Raw genomic sequence first — 18,355 nt, 5'->3', positions numbered from 1 at the left:
TGGTTGGTTGGTTGGTTGGTTGGTTGGTTGGTTGGTTGGTTGGTTGGTTGGTTGGTTGGACAGCATAAGCGATACCCACATTCAATGCAATTGAACAAGCAAGTAAGTTGAATTTAAAATTGATCATACTTAATACCTAAAAATATAAATGATAATAATTCTTGAACATATTACAGTAAAAATTTTTCCTTACAATAACAAAAATGCGTTTTTGAAAAAAAACTTTCATTGTATAGGTTGTTTCTTCTTGGCTGAATCCTAAACCATGCAACAAAGAAACTGCGCAGGATTGAATTGTCTGCGCGAATTGCTCATGAATACGCGCAATTGCGTTGCCGTCATTAGGTTCATTTGCCTATTCAAGTTCCTGTTGTAAATGACAATATTCACGATCCCCTTGAATTACATTATCAATCGCAGAAATATCCAATGCAGGCGTTTCTTGATTCACCCAAGATACCTGCCAATTTGTTGGATAGTTTACTAAATACAATCATGAATAAAATTCTTAATTCAATATATTTTTACAATTTAAATTAATATTCTCTTTCTACTGGTAAATTTGCTTTCTCCCAACCATCAAATCCACCAACAATACTAAACACATTTTCATAGCCTTGCTCAACGAGGAAAGTTGCCACATTTCGACTACTCACGCCATGATAACAACTCACAATAATGGGTGAGTCAAAATCGACTAACTCTTCAAATTGCAAAAAACTTTGATTTGTTAAATGAAAAGCACCTTTAGGATGCGAGTGGATAAAGCGGGCATCATCGCGAATATCGGCTAACACTGCCCCTTGCTGAACCATTTCCCAAGCTTGTTGTGGCGTGATTTCTTTAAATGACATTTATAAACTTCCTTTTGCGTGCTGTTTGTACACGCCATCAATCATAACAAGAATCATCGCGATGACTAAACAAATAAAAAGTGGGTAGCTTTCGGCGTCAATTTGTTCACCGATAAAAAACGATACAAAAATCATCATAATGGTTTCCACATAGCCAAGTAGCCCAAGCAAATTCATCGGTAACATGTTGCTGGCAATCACATAAGCAATCAATGCCGTGCCGCTAATTAATCCAAGCAATACAAGCAGCCCCCAAATATTAGAATTACTTTGTTCGACTACAGCGAAATCTGTTTGTAACGCAAAATAAATGCTAATTGGAATTAGGCTTAACATCTCTAAACAAAAAGAGGCGAGATCGCTATTTTTTAATGCTTTTCGAATGGAAAAATAGGTGGTATAGCCAACACAAATCACAATAGCTTCCCAAGAAAGCCCACCTTTTAACACAATATTAGAAATCACACCCAATGCGGCAATTACGACTGCAATAAATTTGAATGTTGAAATACGTTCTTTAAAAATTAAGCGACCTGCCGCCACCATCACAATAGGCAAAAGCAAATAACCAAAAGACACGCTCAACGAACTGCCATTATTCGGCGCCCAAAGAAAAAGCCACATTTGAAAACCCATTAATAAGCCGCAAAATAGATAGGGCAATGCCAAGTGCGGTTGTTTTTTGATGAGTTTTAAGCGATGAATCAACGCATTTTTCTGCTTAAACATAAACACGGAAAGGACAACAAAGGGAAACGTAAAAATCATCCGATAACCAAAAATATCCGTACCACTCAAAGGTTTGAGTAGTGTAGAAAAATAATACATATAGCCAAATAAAAATGAGGCAAGTAATGAAACGAGAACACCTTTAAACATAAGAAATCCTTATTCTAAACAGCCAATCATTCTATTCTAACATCGCCCAAAATGCACGGATTAAGGGTTGTTCGAGATTCCTTTTTTGGGTACAAATAACCAATTCAAAAGACTCAATAGGCTTATCGAGATTAAGTCTGGAAATTTGGTTATTCATTGGGCTATTGTCAATAACCGCATCAGGCAACATCGCTAATCCGAATCCCAATCCAACCATTGGAACAATCCCTTCATGCCCCGCAACGGTAGCATAAATTTTCGGATGTTTAATATGTTTCTCCCGCAGCCATTGTTCAATCCTCTGCCGAGCATGCCCTTCAACAGGGAAAATAAAAGGCATTTGCTGCCAATTAATGGGCTTTTCCTGCAGTAATTGTGTCGCCAAACAAGCCACTCGCGGTGCAATTAAAGACAAGCTAATATCATCAATTTTATGGAATGCCACACTGGATGGCAGATTATTCGGCTTACCTGCAATGGCGAGGTCAACTTGTTGGGTTTGAATCAACTCTAATGCAAGCGCTGGATCGCCCGTCGTCAGTTGAATTTCCACTTTAGGATAATGCTGGCGAAATTCTTTAAGTACGTGCGGAAGATGGCTATAAGATGCGGTTACAGAGCAAAAAAGTTTAATTTCACCGCAAAGTTCATCTGATTCATCTTTGAGTTGTTGTTTAAATTGTTGCCAGCTTTGCCATTCTGTTTTAGCAAATTGCAAAAATTTCTCGCCATATTCAGTGAGTTTAACTTGGCGATTATCACGGATAAAAAGCGTTTTCCCTAGCTCGTCTTCCAACCGTTGAATTTGACGGGATAACGTAGAGGGGGACATGTGGTTTTGGGTGGCGGTTTTAGCGAAGTTTTGGGTTTCTGATAATTTGATGAATAAGTTGAGATCGTTGAAGTCCATAATAATATCTATTTTATTTAAGTCAGGGTTTCGCCTGACGGCGACCTACTTTTTCTTTGCTCGTGCAAAGCAAAAGTAGGCAAAAAGAAAACACGCCCTACTTTGCCTTATTTCCTGAAAAATTGGAAATTTGCTTAACGGAAATTTTCTGAACTCGCTACGCTCAGACAGACGAAAATTTCCTACAAATTTCCAATTTTTCAGGCGGCAAAGAAGGGAGCTAATTTGTTCTTTCTTCAATTTAAAGTGCGGGTAAAATTTAGCGTATTTTAAAAAAATACCAGAAAACTAACCGCACTTTTTAATAACGCTCTGATATATTCTGATCCCCATATAAATCGCCTTTGCGACTTTCAATTTTCAGGCAATTTGCGTCTGTTTGAGCATAGCGAGTTCAGCAAATTGCCGTTAAGAAAATTGAAACAAAGCAAAGAACTGCGATTTAATTGGGGCGTGTTTTCTTTGCCTACTTTCTTTTACACGAGTAAAAGAAAGTAGGTCACTCATCGAGCGAAATACGATGCAATTCACAAAAAACAAAATAATTGCATAAATCGCAACATTACATTCCCATAATATCACTTTACGCAACAACAAAAAATCTTATAATCAAACCACAACAAAAAATATGCAAACACAACATCATACAATTATTCACCTTACACAATTAAGGACAAAAAATGGCTAACTATTTCAACACATTAAATTTACGTCAAAAATTAGACCAATTAGGTCGTTGTCGTTTTATGGATCGCGAAGAATTTGCAGATGAAGCAAACTTCTTAAAAGGCAAAAAAATCGTTATCGTAGGCTGTGGAGCACAAGGTTTAAACCAAGGTTTGAATATGCGTGATTCTGGCTTAGATATTAGCTATGCCTTACGCCCTGAAGCGATTGCAGAAAAACGTGCATCATTCCAACGCGCAACTGAAAATGGTTTTAAAGTAGGTACTTATGAAGAATTAATTCCAACTGCAGATTTAGTCGTAAACTTAACACCAGACAAACAACACTCTAAAGTGGTTGCTGATGTGATGCCTTTAATGAAAAAAGACTCTGCATTTGGTTATTCACACGGTTTCAACATTGTTGAAGTAGGCGAAGAAATCCGTAAAGACATTACGGTTGTGATGGTGGCGCCAAAATGCCCAGGTACAGAAGTACGTGAAGAATACAAACGTGGTTTCGGCGTGCCAACATTAATCGCGGTTCACCCTGAAAATGACCCTAAAGGCGAAGGCATGGCGATCGCAAAAGCATGGGCTGCTGCAACTGGCGGTCATAAAGCAGGTGTTTTAGAATCTTCATTCGTGGCAGAAGTAAAATCTGACTTAATGGGTGAGCAAACTATCCTTTGCGGTATGTTACAAGCAGGTTCTATCGTATGTTATGACAAATTAGTGGCAGACGGTAAAGATCCTGCATACGCAGGTAAATTAATCCAATACGGTTGGGAAACGATTACCGAAGCGTTAAAACAAGGCGGTATCACATTAATGATGGATCGCCTATCAAACAGCGCAAAATTACGTGCATTTGAACTTGCTGAACAAATCAAAGAAAGTCTTGGTTTCTTATATTACAAACACATGGATGACATCATCAGCGGTCACTTCTCTGCAACAATGATGGTTGACTGGGCAAATGGCGATAAAGACTTATTCGCATGGCGTGAAGCAACAGGTAAAACCGCCTTTGAAAATGCGCCAAAATATGATGGCAAAATTAGCGAACAAGAATACTTTGATAACGGCGTATTAATGATCGCAATGGTAAAAGCTGGCGTGGAATTAGCTTTTGAAGCAATGGTTGCTAGCGGTATTTATGAAGAATCAGCTTACTACGAATCACTTCACGAATTACCATTAATTGCGAACACCATCGCACGTAAACGCTTATACGAAATGAACGTGGTAATTTCTGATACTGCAGAATATGGTAACTACTTATTCTCTAACGTAGCGACCCCAATTCTTGCAAAAGAAATTATCCCTAACCTTCAAAAAGGCGACTTAGGCGAACCTACTCCAGCAGTGGAAATCGATAACATCACCTTACGCGATGTAAACGATGCAATTCGTAACCACCCTGTTGAATTAATCGGTCAAGAATTACGTGGTTATATGACGGATATGAAACGTATCGCCGTTGCAGGTTAGTACTGAATTAAACCAAATAACAATCCGCACGTAAAAAGTGCGGATTGTTATTTTTAGAAGCAATTAGCAATCTTGTTTGCCATAAGCATCTTGGCGAAGAATGTGACGAACACCTTCATCAAATTCTGCTAATACACGATCGGCATCTTTTGGATCTTTACCGCGCGCATCTAAGTAGAATTTAATTTTTGGCTCAGTACCTGAAGGACGAGCAATTAAGCGTCCGCCATTTTCTAAGTTAAATACAAGGATATCGCTTTGACGATCTGTTTTAGTATGATCGATAAATTGTGCCACTTTCACGCCAGCGATTTCTGCTGGTGGATTGTTACGAAGTGCGGTCATTAATTTTCCGATTTCTGAAAGATCGCTGACTCGAATAGAGATTTGTCCACTTACATAAGCACCAAATTCTTTGGTAAATTCATCAGCATAATCCGCTAAAGTTTTGCCTTGTTTTTTCAAGTTACGCACAAGATCTAAGAACACGATTGCTGCAGAAATACCATCTTTATCGCGTACTTTATCTGGGTCAACTAAATAGCCCAATGCTTCTTCAAAACCAAACAATAAGCCAGATACTTTACCGATGTATTTGAAACCAGTTAAGGTTTCTTCTGATTGGAAACCGTATTTTTTCGCAATTTCAGCGAGTGCAGGAGAAGAAACAAGCGAGCAAGCCAATGTGCCTTGTTTGCCTTGATATTGTTTTGCTAAGTACCATCCTAAGAAACAGCCGACCACGTTGCCGTGTAGTGATTTCCAATTGCCTTGTGCATCAGGCACAGCAACAGCTAAACGGTCTGCATCTGGGTCATTAGCAATGATAAATTCAGCATTCTTTTCTTTTGCCACTTTAATTGCTAAATCTAATGCACCTTTTTCTTCTGGATTTGGGAAATTCACCGTTGGGAATGAGCCATCTGGCCAAACTTGATCGGCTACTATGTGAGGTTGTGGTAAGCCTGCTTTTGCCAGTGTTTTACTTAAAACTTCATAGCCAACACCGTGCATAGCGGTATAAACATAGTTAATGTCGCAAGCTGGCTCTTTAGCTAATGATGCAGTTTTTGCAATGTAGGCATCTACCACTTCATCATTTAACACCACATAATTATCGCTACGTGGTAAATCTTGGATATTGCCTGCCGCAACTTTATCAATTAATGCTGCGATGTCTTTATCTGCCGGTGAAACGATTTGACCGCCACCATTTGCTTTGCCCAAATATACTTTATAGCCGTTATCTTCAGGTGGGTTATGGCTTGCTGTCACCATTACACCCGCAGTGGTATCAAAATATTGGATAGCATAAGCTAAAACTGGAGTCGGTAATTTGCGTGGTAATAAATAAGCTTTTACGCCTGCACCCGCCATAATTTCAGCGGTGTCACGGGCAAAAACATCAGAGTTTTTACGACCATCGTAACCAATTACGATTGATGGTTCTTTATCGTAATCTTTTAAATATTCAGCTAAACCACCGGCTGCTTGAGAAACTAAAACTCGGTTCATCCCCATTGAGCCAGCTTGTAAACGGCCACGTAAACCAGCCGTACCAAATTGTAAACGACCATCAAAACGTGCGTGCAATTCTGCTTCTGCCGCTTTATCTCCACCTTTTGCCGCCTCCAAAAGTGCGGTTAACTCTGCACGAGTTTCTGCGTCAGGATCTTGGTTTAACCAATTTTGCGCTACATGAAAAAGAGTTGTCATAGGATCATCCTTATTTTCTTGAAATAAATCGCTGCTAGACTAGCCGAAATCACCCAAAATGGGAACGGATAATTATTAAAATTTTGATCTACTTAACATTTTTTATTCACGCAATCGGTTATCTGAGCGAATTAGGAAAGCCATTTGTTGCATAGGCATTTATTTGAAAAATTCGCTATAATACCGCCTCAATATTTACGGCAAAATTTAACCGCACTTTAAGGATTTTCAATGTCATCCCAGCCTCGTTTCGTCCATCTTCGCACGCACACAGATTTTTCGATGATTGATAGTATCGTCAAAGTAAAATCTCTCGTGAAAGCTTGTGCTGCCAATGAAATGGTCGCGATGGGATTAACGGATTTTACTAATTTTTGTGGTGTGGTGCGTTTTTATGGGGAAATGCTTTCTTCGGGTATGAAGCCAATTATCGGTGCAGATGTAAAAGTAAAAAGTACATTGTGTGGCGATGAATACTTTGATCTTACTTTGCTGGCTAAAAATAATGAAGGCTATAAAAATATTACTTTATTGTTATCAAAGGCTTATCAACGAGGTTATAACGATTTACCTTATATTGATCAAGATTGGTTAATTGAACATCGCGAGGGCGTGATTATTTTGTCAGGGGGGACGCAAGGCGATGTAGGTAAAAAATTGTTGAAAGAAAACGTAGCCGAAATTGAAAGTGCGGTCGCTTTTTACCAAGAATTTTTTGCCGATCATTTTTATTTGGCATTAAGTCGTACTGGTCGCCCCAATGAAGAACGTTATATTCAAGCAGCTTTGAAATTATCAGAACGTTGTAATTTACCACTAGTCGCAACTAATGATGTGATGTTTTTGAATGCAGAGGATTTTGAAGCCCACGAAATTCGCGTAGCAATTCACGATGGCTATACTTTAGATGATCCTAAACGTCCAAAACGTTATACCCCACAACAATATTTCCGCAGCGAAGACGAAATGTGCAAGTTATTTGCTGATATTCCTTCCGCTCTCGAAAATACCTTATTAATTGCACAGCGTTGTAGTGTCACTTTGCGCCTTGGTCAATATTTCTTGCCTCAATTCCCGACGGGAGATTTAAGTACAGAAGATTTCTTGGTGCAAAAAGCCAAAGAAGGTTTGGAAGAACGTTTAGCTTTTTTATTTCCTGATGAAAAAGTGCGGTTAGAAAAAAGACCAAAATATGATGAACGTTTGCAAGTTGAGCTGGATGTGATTAACCAAATGGGATTCCCTGGTTATTTCTTGATCGTAATGGAATTTATTCAGTGGTCGAAAGATAACGACATTCCTGTTGGGCCGGGTCGTGGTTCTGGTGCTGGTTCATTAGTAGCTTACGCATTAAAAATCACGGATTTAGATCCGCTAGAGTTTGATTTGCTTTTTGAACGTTTCTTAAATCCAGAACGTGTGTCTATGCCCGATTTTGACGTGGATTTTTGCATGGACGGTCGAGACCGAGTGATTGAACACGTTGCAGAAACTTATGGTCGTGGCGCGGTATCGCAAATTATTACCTTTGGTACGATGGCAGCAAAAGCGGTGATTCGTGATGTGGGGCGCGTATTGGGGCATCCGTATGGTTTCGTTGATCGTATTTCGAAATTAATTCCGCCAGATCCTGGTATGACGCTTGCGAAAGCATTTGAAGCTGAGCCACAATTACAGACCGCCTACGATAGCGATGAAGAAGTGCAAGCGTTGATTGATATGGCGCGTAAGTTGGAAGGTGTGACGCGTAATGCAGGTAAACATGCTGGCGGCGTGGTCATTTCACCAACCTTAATTACTGATTTTGCACCGCTCTATTGTGATAATGAAGGCTTACATCCTGTTACTCACTTTGATAAAAATGATGTGGAATATGCGGGGCTTGTGAAATTCGACTTCTTAGGTTTGCGTACTCTCACTATCATTAAATGGGCATTGGATATGATTAATGCTCGTATGGTGCGTGAAGGCAAGCCTAGAGTAGATATTGCTGCCATTCCACTTGATGATCCTGAATCTTTTGAATTACTTAAACGTTCTGAAACCACCGCTGTGTTCCAGTTGGAATCGCGTGGTATGAAGGATTTGATTAAGCGCCTGCAACCTGACTGTTTTGAAGATATCATTGCGTTGGTGGCATTGTTCCGTCCTGGTCCGCTGCAATCAGGTATGGTGGATAACTTTATCGACCGTAAACATGGGCGAGAAGAAGTGTCTTACCCAGATGCAGAATATCAACATGAAAGCTTGAAACCTATTCTTGAGCCGACTTACGGTATTATTTTGTATCAAGAACAAGTGATGCAAATTGCGCAGGTGTTGGCTGGCTATACCTTGGGTGGGGCTGATTTATTGCGTCGTGCAATGGGTAAGAAAAAGCCAGAGGAAATGGCAAAACAGCGTTCTGTATTTAAAGAAGGTGCGGAGAAAAACGGCGTAGATGGCGAGCTATCCATGAAGATTTTCGACTTGGTGGAAAAATTTGCTGGCTATGGTTTTAATAAATCTCACTCCGCTGCGTATGCCTTGGTGTCTTACCAAACCCTTTGGCTCAAAACTCATTTCCCTGCAGAATTTATGGCAGCGGTAATGACATCTGAAATGGATAACACGGATAAAATCGTAGGTTTGTACGACGAATGTTTACGTATGGGCTTAAAAGTAACGCCACCAGATATTAATATCGGCAAACACCATTTTAGCGTCAATGAACAAGGTGATATTGTATATGGTATTGGCGCGATTAAAGGGGTAGGAGAAGGCCCGATTGAAGCACTTGTGACAGCAAGAAATGAAGGGGGGATTTTCAAAGATTTATTCGATTTATGCGCTCGTGTAGATTTGAAAAAAATTAACCGTCGTACCTTTGAAAGCCTAATTATGTCGGGTGCCTTTGATAAATTAGGCCCACATCGCGCCGCACTTTCTAAGAATTTGGAAGATGCGCTTAGAGCTTCTGATCAGCATGCGAAAGATGAAGCAATGGGGCAAACGGATATGTTCGGCGTGCTGACTGAAACCCATGAAGAAGTGGAAAATGCCTACGCCAATACACCGCCTTATACTGAAAAACAAATTCTTGATGGTGAACGAGAAACCTTAGGGCTTTATTTAAGTAGCCATCCTGTTAGCCGTTATTTGAAAGAGCTTTCTCATTACACATCGACGCGATTGAAAGATCTTGCACCAAATCGCCGTGGACAAATTAGCACTGTGGCGGGGCTAGTTGTGGCATCGAGAATTGCGATGACGAAAAAAGGCAATCGTCTAGGTATTGCAACATTGGATGATCGTTCAGGTCGCTTAGATTTAACATTATTTGGTGAAAGTCTAGAACAATTTGGTGAGAAATTACAAAAAGATACGGTGATTGTTGCTTCTGGACAGGTGAGCCTTGATGATTTCTCTGGTGGCTTAAAAATGACGGTGCGAGAGTTAATGACCTTAGATGAGGCTCGTTCTCGTTATGTCAAATCCTTAGCTATTAGTCTTTCTGAGCATCAAATTACACCAAGTTTCATTAAACAACTTAAAGCATTACTTGAGCCAGTGAGTGGTGGAACGTTGCCGATTAACGTGTATTATCAAAGTCCGAAAGGTCGTGCGTTGTTACGTTTGGGTGTGCAATGGTCGATCATTCCAACAGATGAAATTCTGACGGAATTGGTGAATTTACTTGGTGAAAGTGCGGTGGAATTAGAATTTGAATAAGACAAAGGCGTGAAAAATATCACGCCTTTTTTATAAGATTAACGTAAGAAATAACGATAAGATTTGCTTTCTGTTACATCTTCAAAAACATAATTGAGTTGGGCAAGTGTCTGTTCAAATTCTGCTTGTTCGTGTTCTTCAATTTGGAAACCAGCAAGGATATTTCCATAGTCCGCACCGTGGGCACGATAATGGAATAATGAAATATTCCAACGATTTTGCAACGTTTCCAAGAATTTTAATAACGCACCTTTTTGCTCTGGGAATTCGAACGTATATAAGCGTTCATTATCATTGGCTGCGCGACCACCCATTAAATAGCGAACATGCGTTTTCGCAATATCATCATCAGACATATCCTCAACATCAAAACCATTTTTAGTGAGGTCTGCAATAATATCTGCTTTTTCTTGCTCATTTGTCGTTCTTACTCCTACAAACACGCAAGCACGTTTATCATCTGCATAACGATAACTGAATTCGGTTACAGCTCGGTTACCTAATACATAAGCAAATTTTAAGAAACTACCGGGTTGTTCAGGCATGGTCACGGCTAATAAAGCTTCTCGGTTTTCACCGATTTCACAACGTTCAGATACATAACGTAATGTGTGGAAATTCAAATTTGCGCCAGACAAAATTGCCGCCATATTTTTGCCTTCAATATAGTTTTGTTTCGCATATTTTTTCAAACCGGCTAAACCTAACGCACCTGATGGTTCTGCTACAGCACGAACGTTCTCAAACAAATCTTTCATTGCGGCGCACACTTCATCACTATCGACCAATACCATATCATCAAGATATTGTTTGCATAGGCGGAATGTTTCGTCACCAATGCGTTTTACGGCAACGCCATCTGCAAATAATCCAACATGGGTTAAATCTGTTGGTTCGCCTTTATCGAGAGCGGCTTTTAAGCATGCAGAATCCTTTGATTCTACACCGATAATTTTAATTTCTGACATAAATTGCTTAAGCAAAATTGCCACACCTGCAGCTAACCCACCACCGCCGACTTGTACAAACACATAATCCAAATCGGCCACTTGTTGTAGCATTTCCATCGCTAACGTGCCTTGTCCTGCGATCACTAATGGATGATCGAATGGTGGAATAAATGTCATATTTTTTTCTTTTGAAAGCTCAATCGCTTTTGCTTTGGCTTCATCGAAATTAGCACCGTGCAACAGTACCTCACCGCCAAAACCACGCACTGCATCTACTTTAATACTCGGGGTATTTTGTGGCATAACAATTAATGCTTTTAAGCCTAATTGTTTCGCTGATAATGCCACGCCTTGCGCATGGTTACCTGCAGATGCCGCTATTACGCCAGCTGCTTTTTGTTCTGCTGAAAGGCTAGAAATCATTGCGTAAGCGCCTCGTAGTTTAAAACTATTTACTGGCTGACGGTCTTCTCGTTTAATCCAGATATTATTGTGCAGTCGTTCAGAAAGTTTTCCCATTTTTTGTAAAGGGGTCACTTGCGCAGCTTCATATACGCGCGAACCAAGTTTAACAATGGCATTGATATAATCTGATTGAGAAGGTTGAGGATTGGTGAGTAGGTTTTTCATAGTGTTTGTTTTTATGATGAAGTGCGGTTAGTTTTTCCTTTGTTTTATCCCCCTCTTATGAAAGAGGGGGAACCGTTAAATTATTTTAATAATGTTTTATCGCGTACCGCACCTTTGTCCGCTGAGGTCGCAAAGTGACCGAATACTTTCAATGCGAAAGATACTTCACGCTCACGGTGAGCAGGCTGCCAACCTTTTTGATCTTGTTCGGCTCTGCGTGCTGCGAGTTCTTCATTACTGATTTCTAAGTTAATTGCACGATTTGGAATATCAATGTTGATAATATCGCCATCACGTACTAAGCCTATTGCACCGCCAGAAGCAGCTTCTGGTGATGCGTGTCCAATAGACAAGCCTGATGTACCACCAGAGAAACGGCCATCCGTTAATAAAGCGCATTTTTTGCCTAAGCCCATCGATTTTAAGTAACTGGTTGGGTATAACATTTCTTGCATACCAGGTCCGCCTTTAGGGCCTTCGTAACGGATAACAACGACATGACCTTCTTTAACTTTACCACCTAAAATTCCTGCAACCGCATCTTCTTGGCTTTCAAATACGATTGCCGTGCCGGTGAATTTCCAGATAGATTCATCTACGCCCGCGGTTTTAACGATACATCCGTCTTCAGCGAGATTACCGAATAATACGGCTAAGCCACCTTCTTGAGAGATCGCATTTTCTTTATTGCGAATACAACCGTTTACACGATCATTATCGACGGTATCCCAACGACAATCTTGTGAGAATGCTTGAGTTGTGCGGATGCCTGCAGGGCCTGCACGGAAGAATTTATGTAATTCTTCATCTTGATTGCGAATAATATCGTATTGGTCTAGTTGTTCTCCCATGCTCATTCCAAGCACGGTGTGTGTATTTTTATGAATTAATCCTGCACGATCTAATTCCCCCAACAATCCCATAATACCGCCTGCACGGTGTACGTCTTCCATGTGGTATTTATTGGTGTTTGGTGCAATTTTGCTTAAACAAGGTACTTTGCGAGATAAACGGTCAATATCTTCCATTTTAAAATCTACGCCTGCTTCTTGTGCTGCCGCTAATAAGTGTAAAACAGTATTGCTTGAACCACCCATTGCGATATCGAGGCTCATTGCATTTTCAAAGGCATCAAAGGTACCGATTGAACGAGGCAATACGCTTGCATCATCTTGTTCGTAATAACGTTTGCAAAGCTCAACAATTTGACGACCAGCTTTTAAGAATAATTCTTTACGGTCTGCGTGAGTGGCTAACATGGAACCATTGCCAGGTAAAGATAAACCTAAGGCTTCAGTTAAGCAGTTCATAGAGTTTGCGGTAAACATTCCTGAGCAAGAACCACAAGTTGGGCAAGCGCTACGTTCAATGGCATCAATACGTTCATCTGACACATTTGGATCGGCAGCCTCAATCATCGCATCAACCAAATCTAAGCGGATTAATTGATCAGAAAGTTTTGTTTTGCCTGCTTCCATTGGGCCGCCTGAGACAAAAATTGTCGGAATGTTTAAGCGCATTGCAGCCATCAACATTCCTGGGGTGATTTTGTCACAGTTGGAAATACATACCATCGCATCAGCACAGTGTGCATTGACCATATATTCCACGCTATCAGCGATTAAATCACGGCTTGGTAAAGAATAAAGCATCCCGCCATGTCCCATCGCGATACCATCATCCACCGCAATAGTATTGAATTCTTTTGCTACGCCGCCCGCTTTTTCAATTTCAGCAGCAACAAGCTGTCCCATATCTTTTAAATGCACATGCCCAGGTACGAATTGAGTGAAAGAGTTCACCACCGCAATAATCGGTTTACCAAAGTCATTTTCTTTCATCCCTGTTGCACGCCATAAGGCACGTGCGCCCGCCATATTACGACCTTGTGTACTGGTCGCTGAACGTAGTTTTGGCATAAATAATCTCTCCGAGTAAATTTTAGGGTTTGTTTGTATTACTAATTTCTTCGTTAATTGAGACTGCCAAATCTCCCCTTCCCCTCTTTGCTAAAGAGGGGATTTTCTTTATAAATTTGCTGTCATCTGACTAATTTATATTTGCCATATCAAAGTAGAACAATGATACAAAATCTCGCTCGTTCTTCCCCCTCTTTAGCAAAGAGGGGAAGGGGAGATTTGGCAGAAGATGATACGAAGAAATTATTCGATAAAATTAAGTTTATAAATGCAATTATTTAGATAAAGAGCCTACCGATTAAAATAAAAGTGCGGTCAGATTTAATAGTAGTTTTTAACCACATTTAAATTAAATTGCTCCATTAGCTATATCTACACACTTGTAAACCATTTGTTTTGTATCGTATTGTCCTTCAAATTCTTTTTGAAAATTTTCTTTCGCCTTTTCACACTGCTCTTTTGTATTATGAATTGAGAGTGTTGTCATATAGCCTGTATAGTTTTGCAAATAAGTGAGAGCATAAGCAGCTTGTGATGAAGTTGCGAATACTAATCCTAATACGGCTAAAAATGATTTAAAAAATTTAGTCATAATGTCTTCCTTTTTAAATAATATTTAAAACATCTGGCAATTTCGCCAATTGATTCACTAACAGATCTAAAGTGCGGTCAGATTTTACGGTGATTTTTAACCGCACTTGGCTTTCAATCAGTGTCATTTCCATTGTTGTAACGGTAAATCCGCGGTGGCGTGCTACGCGTAAAATGCGTTCTAGTACTTCAGGACGATGGCGAGCGACGAGTTCAAGTTTATATTCATTCATTAATTCATCTCCTCTACCATATCCGCGTTACATGCACCTGGTGGTACAAGTGGCCATACACATTCATCAGGTGGAATACATACTTGTAATAAATAGGCTGTCTTGCTGTTTAATAATCGGTTGAGTGCTGCATCCACATCATCGGCTGACTCAATACGTTCTGCAGGAATACCGAACGCGTTAGCAAGCATTACAAAATCTGGGTTGTCATCTAAAATAGTTTCACTGCGACGTTTATTCCAGAATAAATCCTGCCATTGACGAACCATACCTAAGCGTTGGTTATCCAATAGCAAAATTTTTACCGGTAAATTGCCCCGTTTGATTGAACCCAATTCTTGGATATTCATCATTAACGAACCATCACCCGTAACCAAAATGACTTCATCTTGCGGGCGTGCTTTTTTTGCCCCCACTGCGGCGGGTAAGCCAAAGCCCATTGTGCCGAAACCTGCCGAAGTAATGTAGTTCTCTGGCGCAAAATGCTTCATGTGTTGTGCTGACCACATTTGATGCTGACCTACATCGGTACAAATTACCGCATTATCTGGTTTGCGATTAGATAGGGTGTTGAGTAATGCCCAAGGATCAATCGGACGATTGCCTTGATTTTCAATATAAGTGAAATCTAATTTTGCTTTGAAATTTCTGATTTGTTCACGCCAAGGTTCAATATCAAGCTCTTGTTTGAGTGCATTTAGTGCTTGGATTAAATCCCCTTGTAATGCAACATCTGCACGGCGTAATTTATGGATTTCTGCTGCATCAATATCACAATGAATCACTTTAGCATGAGGTGCAAAAGTATCAAGTTTACCTGTTACACGGTCGTCAAAACGAGCACCGCATACGAGTAATAAATCGCTTTCTTGCACGGCAAAATTAGCAGCTTTTGTGCCATGCATACCAATCATTCCCATATACACATCATCATTTGGATCAATTGCACCTAAACCTTTTAAAGTTGAGACTGATGGCATTTGAGTTTGGGCTAAAAATTCGCGTAAGGCAGGAACAGCCTTCGCCATACCAACACCACCACCAACATAAAGCACAGGTTTTTTAGCATTTTTTAATAATGCTTTTGCTTCAGCGAGTTTATCTACTGAAAGTACGGTTGGTTTTTCTGGTGTTTTAACATAGGCTTTTATATTTGCTGGCACTTCACCGATTTGAATATCACGAGGCACATCAATAAGAACGGGGCCTGGGCGTCCGCTTTGAGCAATTTCAAAGGCTTGCGCAAAAACATCAGCTAATTCATCCGCACTTTGCACGATAAAACTGTGTTTTGTACAAGCAAGGGAAAGACCAAGAACATCGGCTTCTTGGAACGCATCCGTGCCGATTAATGGAGAGGAAACTTGACCAGTAATGGCTACAACTGGAATGGAGTCCATCATAGCATCGCCTAATCCAGTGACTAAATTCGTTGCACCAGGGCCTGATGTAGCAATACAGACGCCCACTTTTCCTGTGGAACGAGCATAACCAATCGCTGCGATGGCAGCCCCTTGTTCATTACGACAAAGTAAGTGATCTAAGCCTGCGTCATAAAGGGCATCGTAGGTTGGCATGATTGCGCCGCCTGGATAGCCGAAAAGAGTCGTGACATGGTGTGCTTTCAGGCACTCCATGATGAGTTGTGCACCTGTCATTGTGTTTGTTTCCTGTTGTTTTTATTTTGGGATAAGTTCAGCATTGTAGCGAAATTTCGAGTCATTGGTAGGGCTTGGCGCGAAAAAAACGAAAAAAGTGCGGTGAAAATTGGCTTGCTTTGAATGTTTATGTTCTTTTTATTAAAAAATTCATTAATTTTTACCGCTCTTTTGGCTTATTTATTGACTGATGATTAGATTTCATTATATTGAAACTCTTTTCATTTTTTACATAGGATAATTTATGGCTCACTCAGCCCCAAAAGCACAAAAGCGTGAGACTTTTTCTGGTCGTCGTGCATTTATTCTGGCAGCAATTGGCTCTGCCGTTGGTCTTGGTAATATTTGGCGTTTTCCCTACACCACTTATGAAAACGGTGGTGGCGCATTTATTATCCCTTACCTTATCGCGTTGTTAACCGCAGGGATTCCTCTTTTATTCTTAGATTATGCAATTGGGCACCGTCATCGTGGTGGCGCGCCACTTTCTTATCGCCGTTTTAGTGCACACTTTGAAGTGTTTGGCTGGTGGCAAATGATGGTGAACGTTATCATCGGTTTATATTACGCCGTAGTGTTAGGTTGGGCAGCAAGCTACACATATTTTTCTTTCACTGGCGCGTGGGGTGATAAACCTATTGATTTCTTCATCGGCGAATTTTTAAAAATGGGCGATATTAAAAACGGTATCAGCTTTGAATTTGTTGGTATGGTAACCGCACCATTAATTGCGATGTGGATTGTTGCCTTAGGCGTACTTTCTATGGGCGTCCAAAAAGGAATTGCTAAGGTCTCCTCAGTATTAATGCCAGTGCTCGTTGTGATGTTTATGGCACTTGTGATTTATTCCTTATTCTTACCAGGCGCGGCAAAAGGTTTAGATGCATTATTTACACCAGATTGGTCGAAACTTTCTAATCCAAGTGTATGGATTGCAGCCTATGGGCAAATCTTCTTCTCTCTTTCAATCGGCTTTGGGATTATGGTGACTTACGCCTCTTATCTTAAAAAAGAATCCGATTTAACGGGAAGTGGTTTAGTTGTAGGTTTTGCTAACAGTAGCTTTGAAGTGTTAGCGGGTATCGGCGTATTTGCAGCATTAGGCTTTATTGCAACAGCGCAAGGTCAAGAAGTGAGTGAAGTGGCAAAAGGCGGAATTGGTTTAGCATTTTTTGCGTTCCCAACCATCATCAACAAAGCTCCATTTGGTGAAGTACTCGGCGTATTGTTCTTTGGATCATTAACCTTTGCGGCATTAACTTCATTCATCTCTGTAATTGAAGTAATTATCTCTGCAATTCAAGATAAAATTCGTATTAGTCGTGGGAAAGTAACGTTTATTGTGGGTGTACCAATGATGCTAGTTTCTGTCATTTTATTTGGTACGACAACAGGCTTACCAATGTTAGATGTGTTCGATAAATTCGTGAACTATTTTGGTATTGTTGCCGTAGCATTTGCTTCTTTAATTGCGATTGTGGCAAATGAAAAACTCGGTTTATTGGGCAATCACTTAAACGAAACATCATCTTTCAAAGTGGGTTTCTTCTGGCGTTTATGTATTGTATTAACGAGTGGTGTTTTAGCCTTCATGCTTTTCAGCGAAGGGGCAAAAGTCTTCTCTGAAGGTTACGAAGGTTATCCAAACTGGTTTGTAAATACCTTTGGTTGGGGGATGTCTATTAGCTTACTTGTCGTGGCATTCTTCCTTTCTCGCTTAAAATGGAAAAGCGAAACCAAGTTAACCATTGACGAAACTAAAGGAGAATAAAATGAGTACTGGTGCAATTATTATGATGATCGTGTCTCTCGCGTTGGTATGGGGTGGATTGGTTTACGCCCTGATTCGATTACCAAAAGAAGAATAATCATAAATCTGACCGCACTTTGATCTGTCCCCAAAATTTGGACTAAATAACCAATTGATTAAGGTGTAGATTATTAACAAGCATTATTCGATATTATTTAAGGGGCTGAAGCAGATTAACATAATTGCTAATCTACTTCAGCCTCTAATATTTTTAATGTTTATCTAATATTAATGCTAATTTTATATAAAAAGCGTTGTAAGCTTATATATAAGATATGGTAGATAAGAATAAAAAAGCGACTTACTTTCACACAAGTCGCTTTTGGGGATAACCT

General features: G+C 40.1%; 13 protein-coding genes and 1 pseudogene. 4 read left to right on the top strand and 10 right to left on the bottom strand.

The genetic code is table 11. The features are described 5' to 3' along the window. Positions 1 to 217 precede the first annotated feature (217 nt). The 4 genes and pseudogenes from ABW51_RS09880 to ilvY all read right to left on the bottom strand — a co-directional run. Positions 218 to 493, bottom strand: a pseudogene (locus tag ABW51_RS09880) (ABC transporter ATP-binding protein); the annotation flags it as partial. Between the two features lie 43 nt (positions 494 to 536). Then, positions 537 to 854, bottom strand: a complete 318-nt coding sequence (glpE, locus tag ABW51_RS07925; RefSeq protein WP_053466300.1) for a thiosulfate sulfurtransferase GlpE — start codon at positions 852 to 854, stop codon at positions 537 to 539. Further along, complete coding sequence (gene rarD, locus ABW51_RS07920) at positions 855 to 1,733, bottom strand: EamA family transporter RarD (protein WP_053466299.1); 879 nt, start codon at positions 1,731 to 1,733, stop codon at positions 855 to 857. 31 nt (positions 1,734 to 1,764) lie between these two features. Next, entirely contained in the window at positions 1,765 to 2,643 is an 879-nt protein-coding gene (ilvY, locus tag ABW51_RS07915; protein WP_053466298.1) for an HTH-type transcriptional activator IlvY, read from the bottom strand. Positions 2,644 to 3,323: 680 nt separating this feature from the next. Between ilvY and ilvC the strand changes: the two genes are divergently transcribed. Next, positions 3,324 to 4,802 (top strand): ketol-acid reductoisomerase, encoded by a 1,479-nt coding sequence (gene ilvC, locus ABW51_RS07910; RefSeq protein WP_053466297.1) that lies wholly within the window; start codon positions 3,324 to 3,326, stop codon positions 4,800 to 4,802. Positions 4,803 to 4,865: 63 nt separating this feature from the next. Here the strand turns inward: ilvC and ABW51_RS07905 are convergent, their stop codons facing one another. Further along, complete coding sequence (locus ABW51_RS07905) at positions 4,866 to 6,518, bottom strand: phospho-sugar mutase (RefSeq protein ID WP_053466296.1); 1,653 nt, start codon at positions 6,516 to 6,518, stop codon at positions 4,866 to 4,868. Positions 6,519 to 6,749: 231 nt separating this feature from the next. On the opposite strand from ABW51_RS07905, the gene dnaE reads away from it, so the two are divergent. After that, positions 6,750 to 10,229 (top strand): DNA polymerase III subunit alpha, encoded by a 3,480-nt coding sequence (gene dnaE / locus ABW51_RS07900; protein WP_053466295.1) that lies wholly within the window; start codon positions 6,750 to 6,752, stop codon positions 10,227 to 10,229. A 38-nt stretch (positions 10,230 to 10,267) separates the two neighbouring features. Here dnaE and ilvA read toward each other — a convergent pair whose 3' ends face one another. From ilvA to ilvG, 5 genes are all read right to left on the bottom strand, one after another. After that, the gene (ilvA, locus tag ABW51_RS07895) at positions 10,268 to 11,809 is read right to left on the bottom strand and encodes a threonine ammonia-lyase, biosynthetic (RefSeq protein ID WP_053466294.1); all 1,542 of its coding nucleotides are present in this window, start codon (positions 11,807 to 11,809) and stop codon (positions 10,268 to 10,270) included. 80 nt (positions 11,810 to 11,889) lie between these two features. Beyond that, complete coding sequence (gene ilvD, locus ABW51_RS07890; RefSeq protein ID WP_005644516.1) at positions 11,890 to 13,728, bottom strand: dihydroxy-acid dehydratase; 1,839 nt, start codon at positions 13,726 to 13,728, stop codon at positions 11,890 to 11,892. A gap of 349 nt (positions 13,729 to 14,077) precedes the next feature. Then, complete coding sequence (locus ABW51_RS07885) at positions 14,078 to 14,320, bottom strand: hypothetical protein (RefSeq protein WP_053466293.1); 243 nt, start codon at positions 14,318 to 14,320, stop codon at positions 14,078 to 14,080. A gap of 13 nt (positions 14,321 to 14,333) precedes the next feature. Beyond that, positions 14,334 to 14,552 (bottom strand): acetolactate synthase 2 small subunit, encoded by a 219-nt coding sequence (gene ilvM, locus ABW51_RS07880; protein ID WP_053466292.1) that lies wholly within the window; start codon positions 14,550 to 14,552, stop codon positions 14,334 to 14,336. Beyond that, positions 14,552 to 16,210 carry an acetolactate synthase 2 catalytic subunit gene (gene ilvG, locus ABW51_RS07875; RefSeq protein ID WP_053466291.1) on the bottom strand — a complete coding sequence of 553 codons (1,659 nt, stop codon included), beginning with the start codon at positions 16,208 to 16,210 and terminating at the stop codon, positions 14,552 to 14,554. Before ilvG ends, ilvM begins: the two co-directional genes overlap by 1 nt. A 244-nt stretch (positions 16,211 to 16,454) precedes the next feature. On the opposite strand from ilvG, the gene ABW51_RS07870 reads away from it, so the two are divergent. Together ABW51_RS07870 and ABW51_RS09870 are read left to right on the top strand one after the other, a co-directional pair. Further along, positions 16,455 to 17,981, top strand: coding sequence for a sodium-dependent transporter (locus tag ABW51_RS07870; protein ID WP_053466290.1), 1,527 nt, complete (start codon positions 16,455 to 16,457; stop codon positions 17,979 to 17,981). A 1-nt stretch (position 17,982) separates the two neighbouring features. After that, positions 17,983 to 18,078, top strand: coding sequence for a methionine/alanine import family NSS transporter small subunit (locus ABW51_RS09870; protein WP_005629210.1), 96 nt, complete (start codon positions 17,983 to 17,985; stop codon positions 18,076 to 18,078). Positions 18,079 to 18,355 lie beyond the last annotated feature (277 nt).

It is taken from the genome of Haemophilus sp. C1 (genome assembly GCF_001276515.1).
Taxonomy (GTDB): Bacteria; Pseudomonadota; Gammaproteobacteria; order Enterobacterales; family Pasteurellaceae; genus Haemophilus.
Note: the sequence above shows the minus strand (reverse complement) of the source record. Positions and strands in the feature narration are given on the sequence as shown.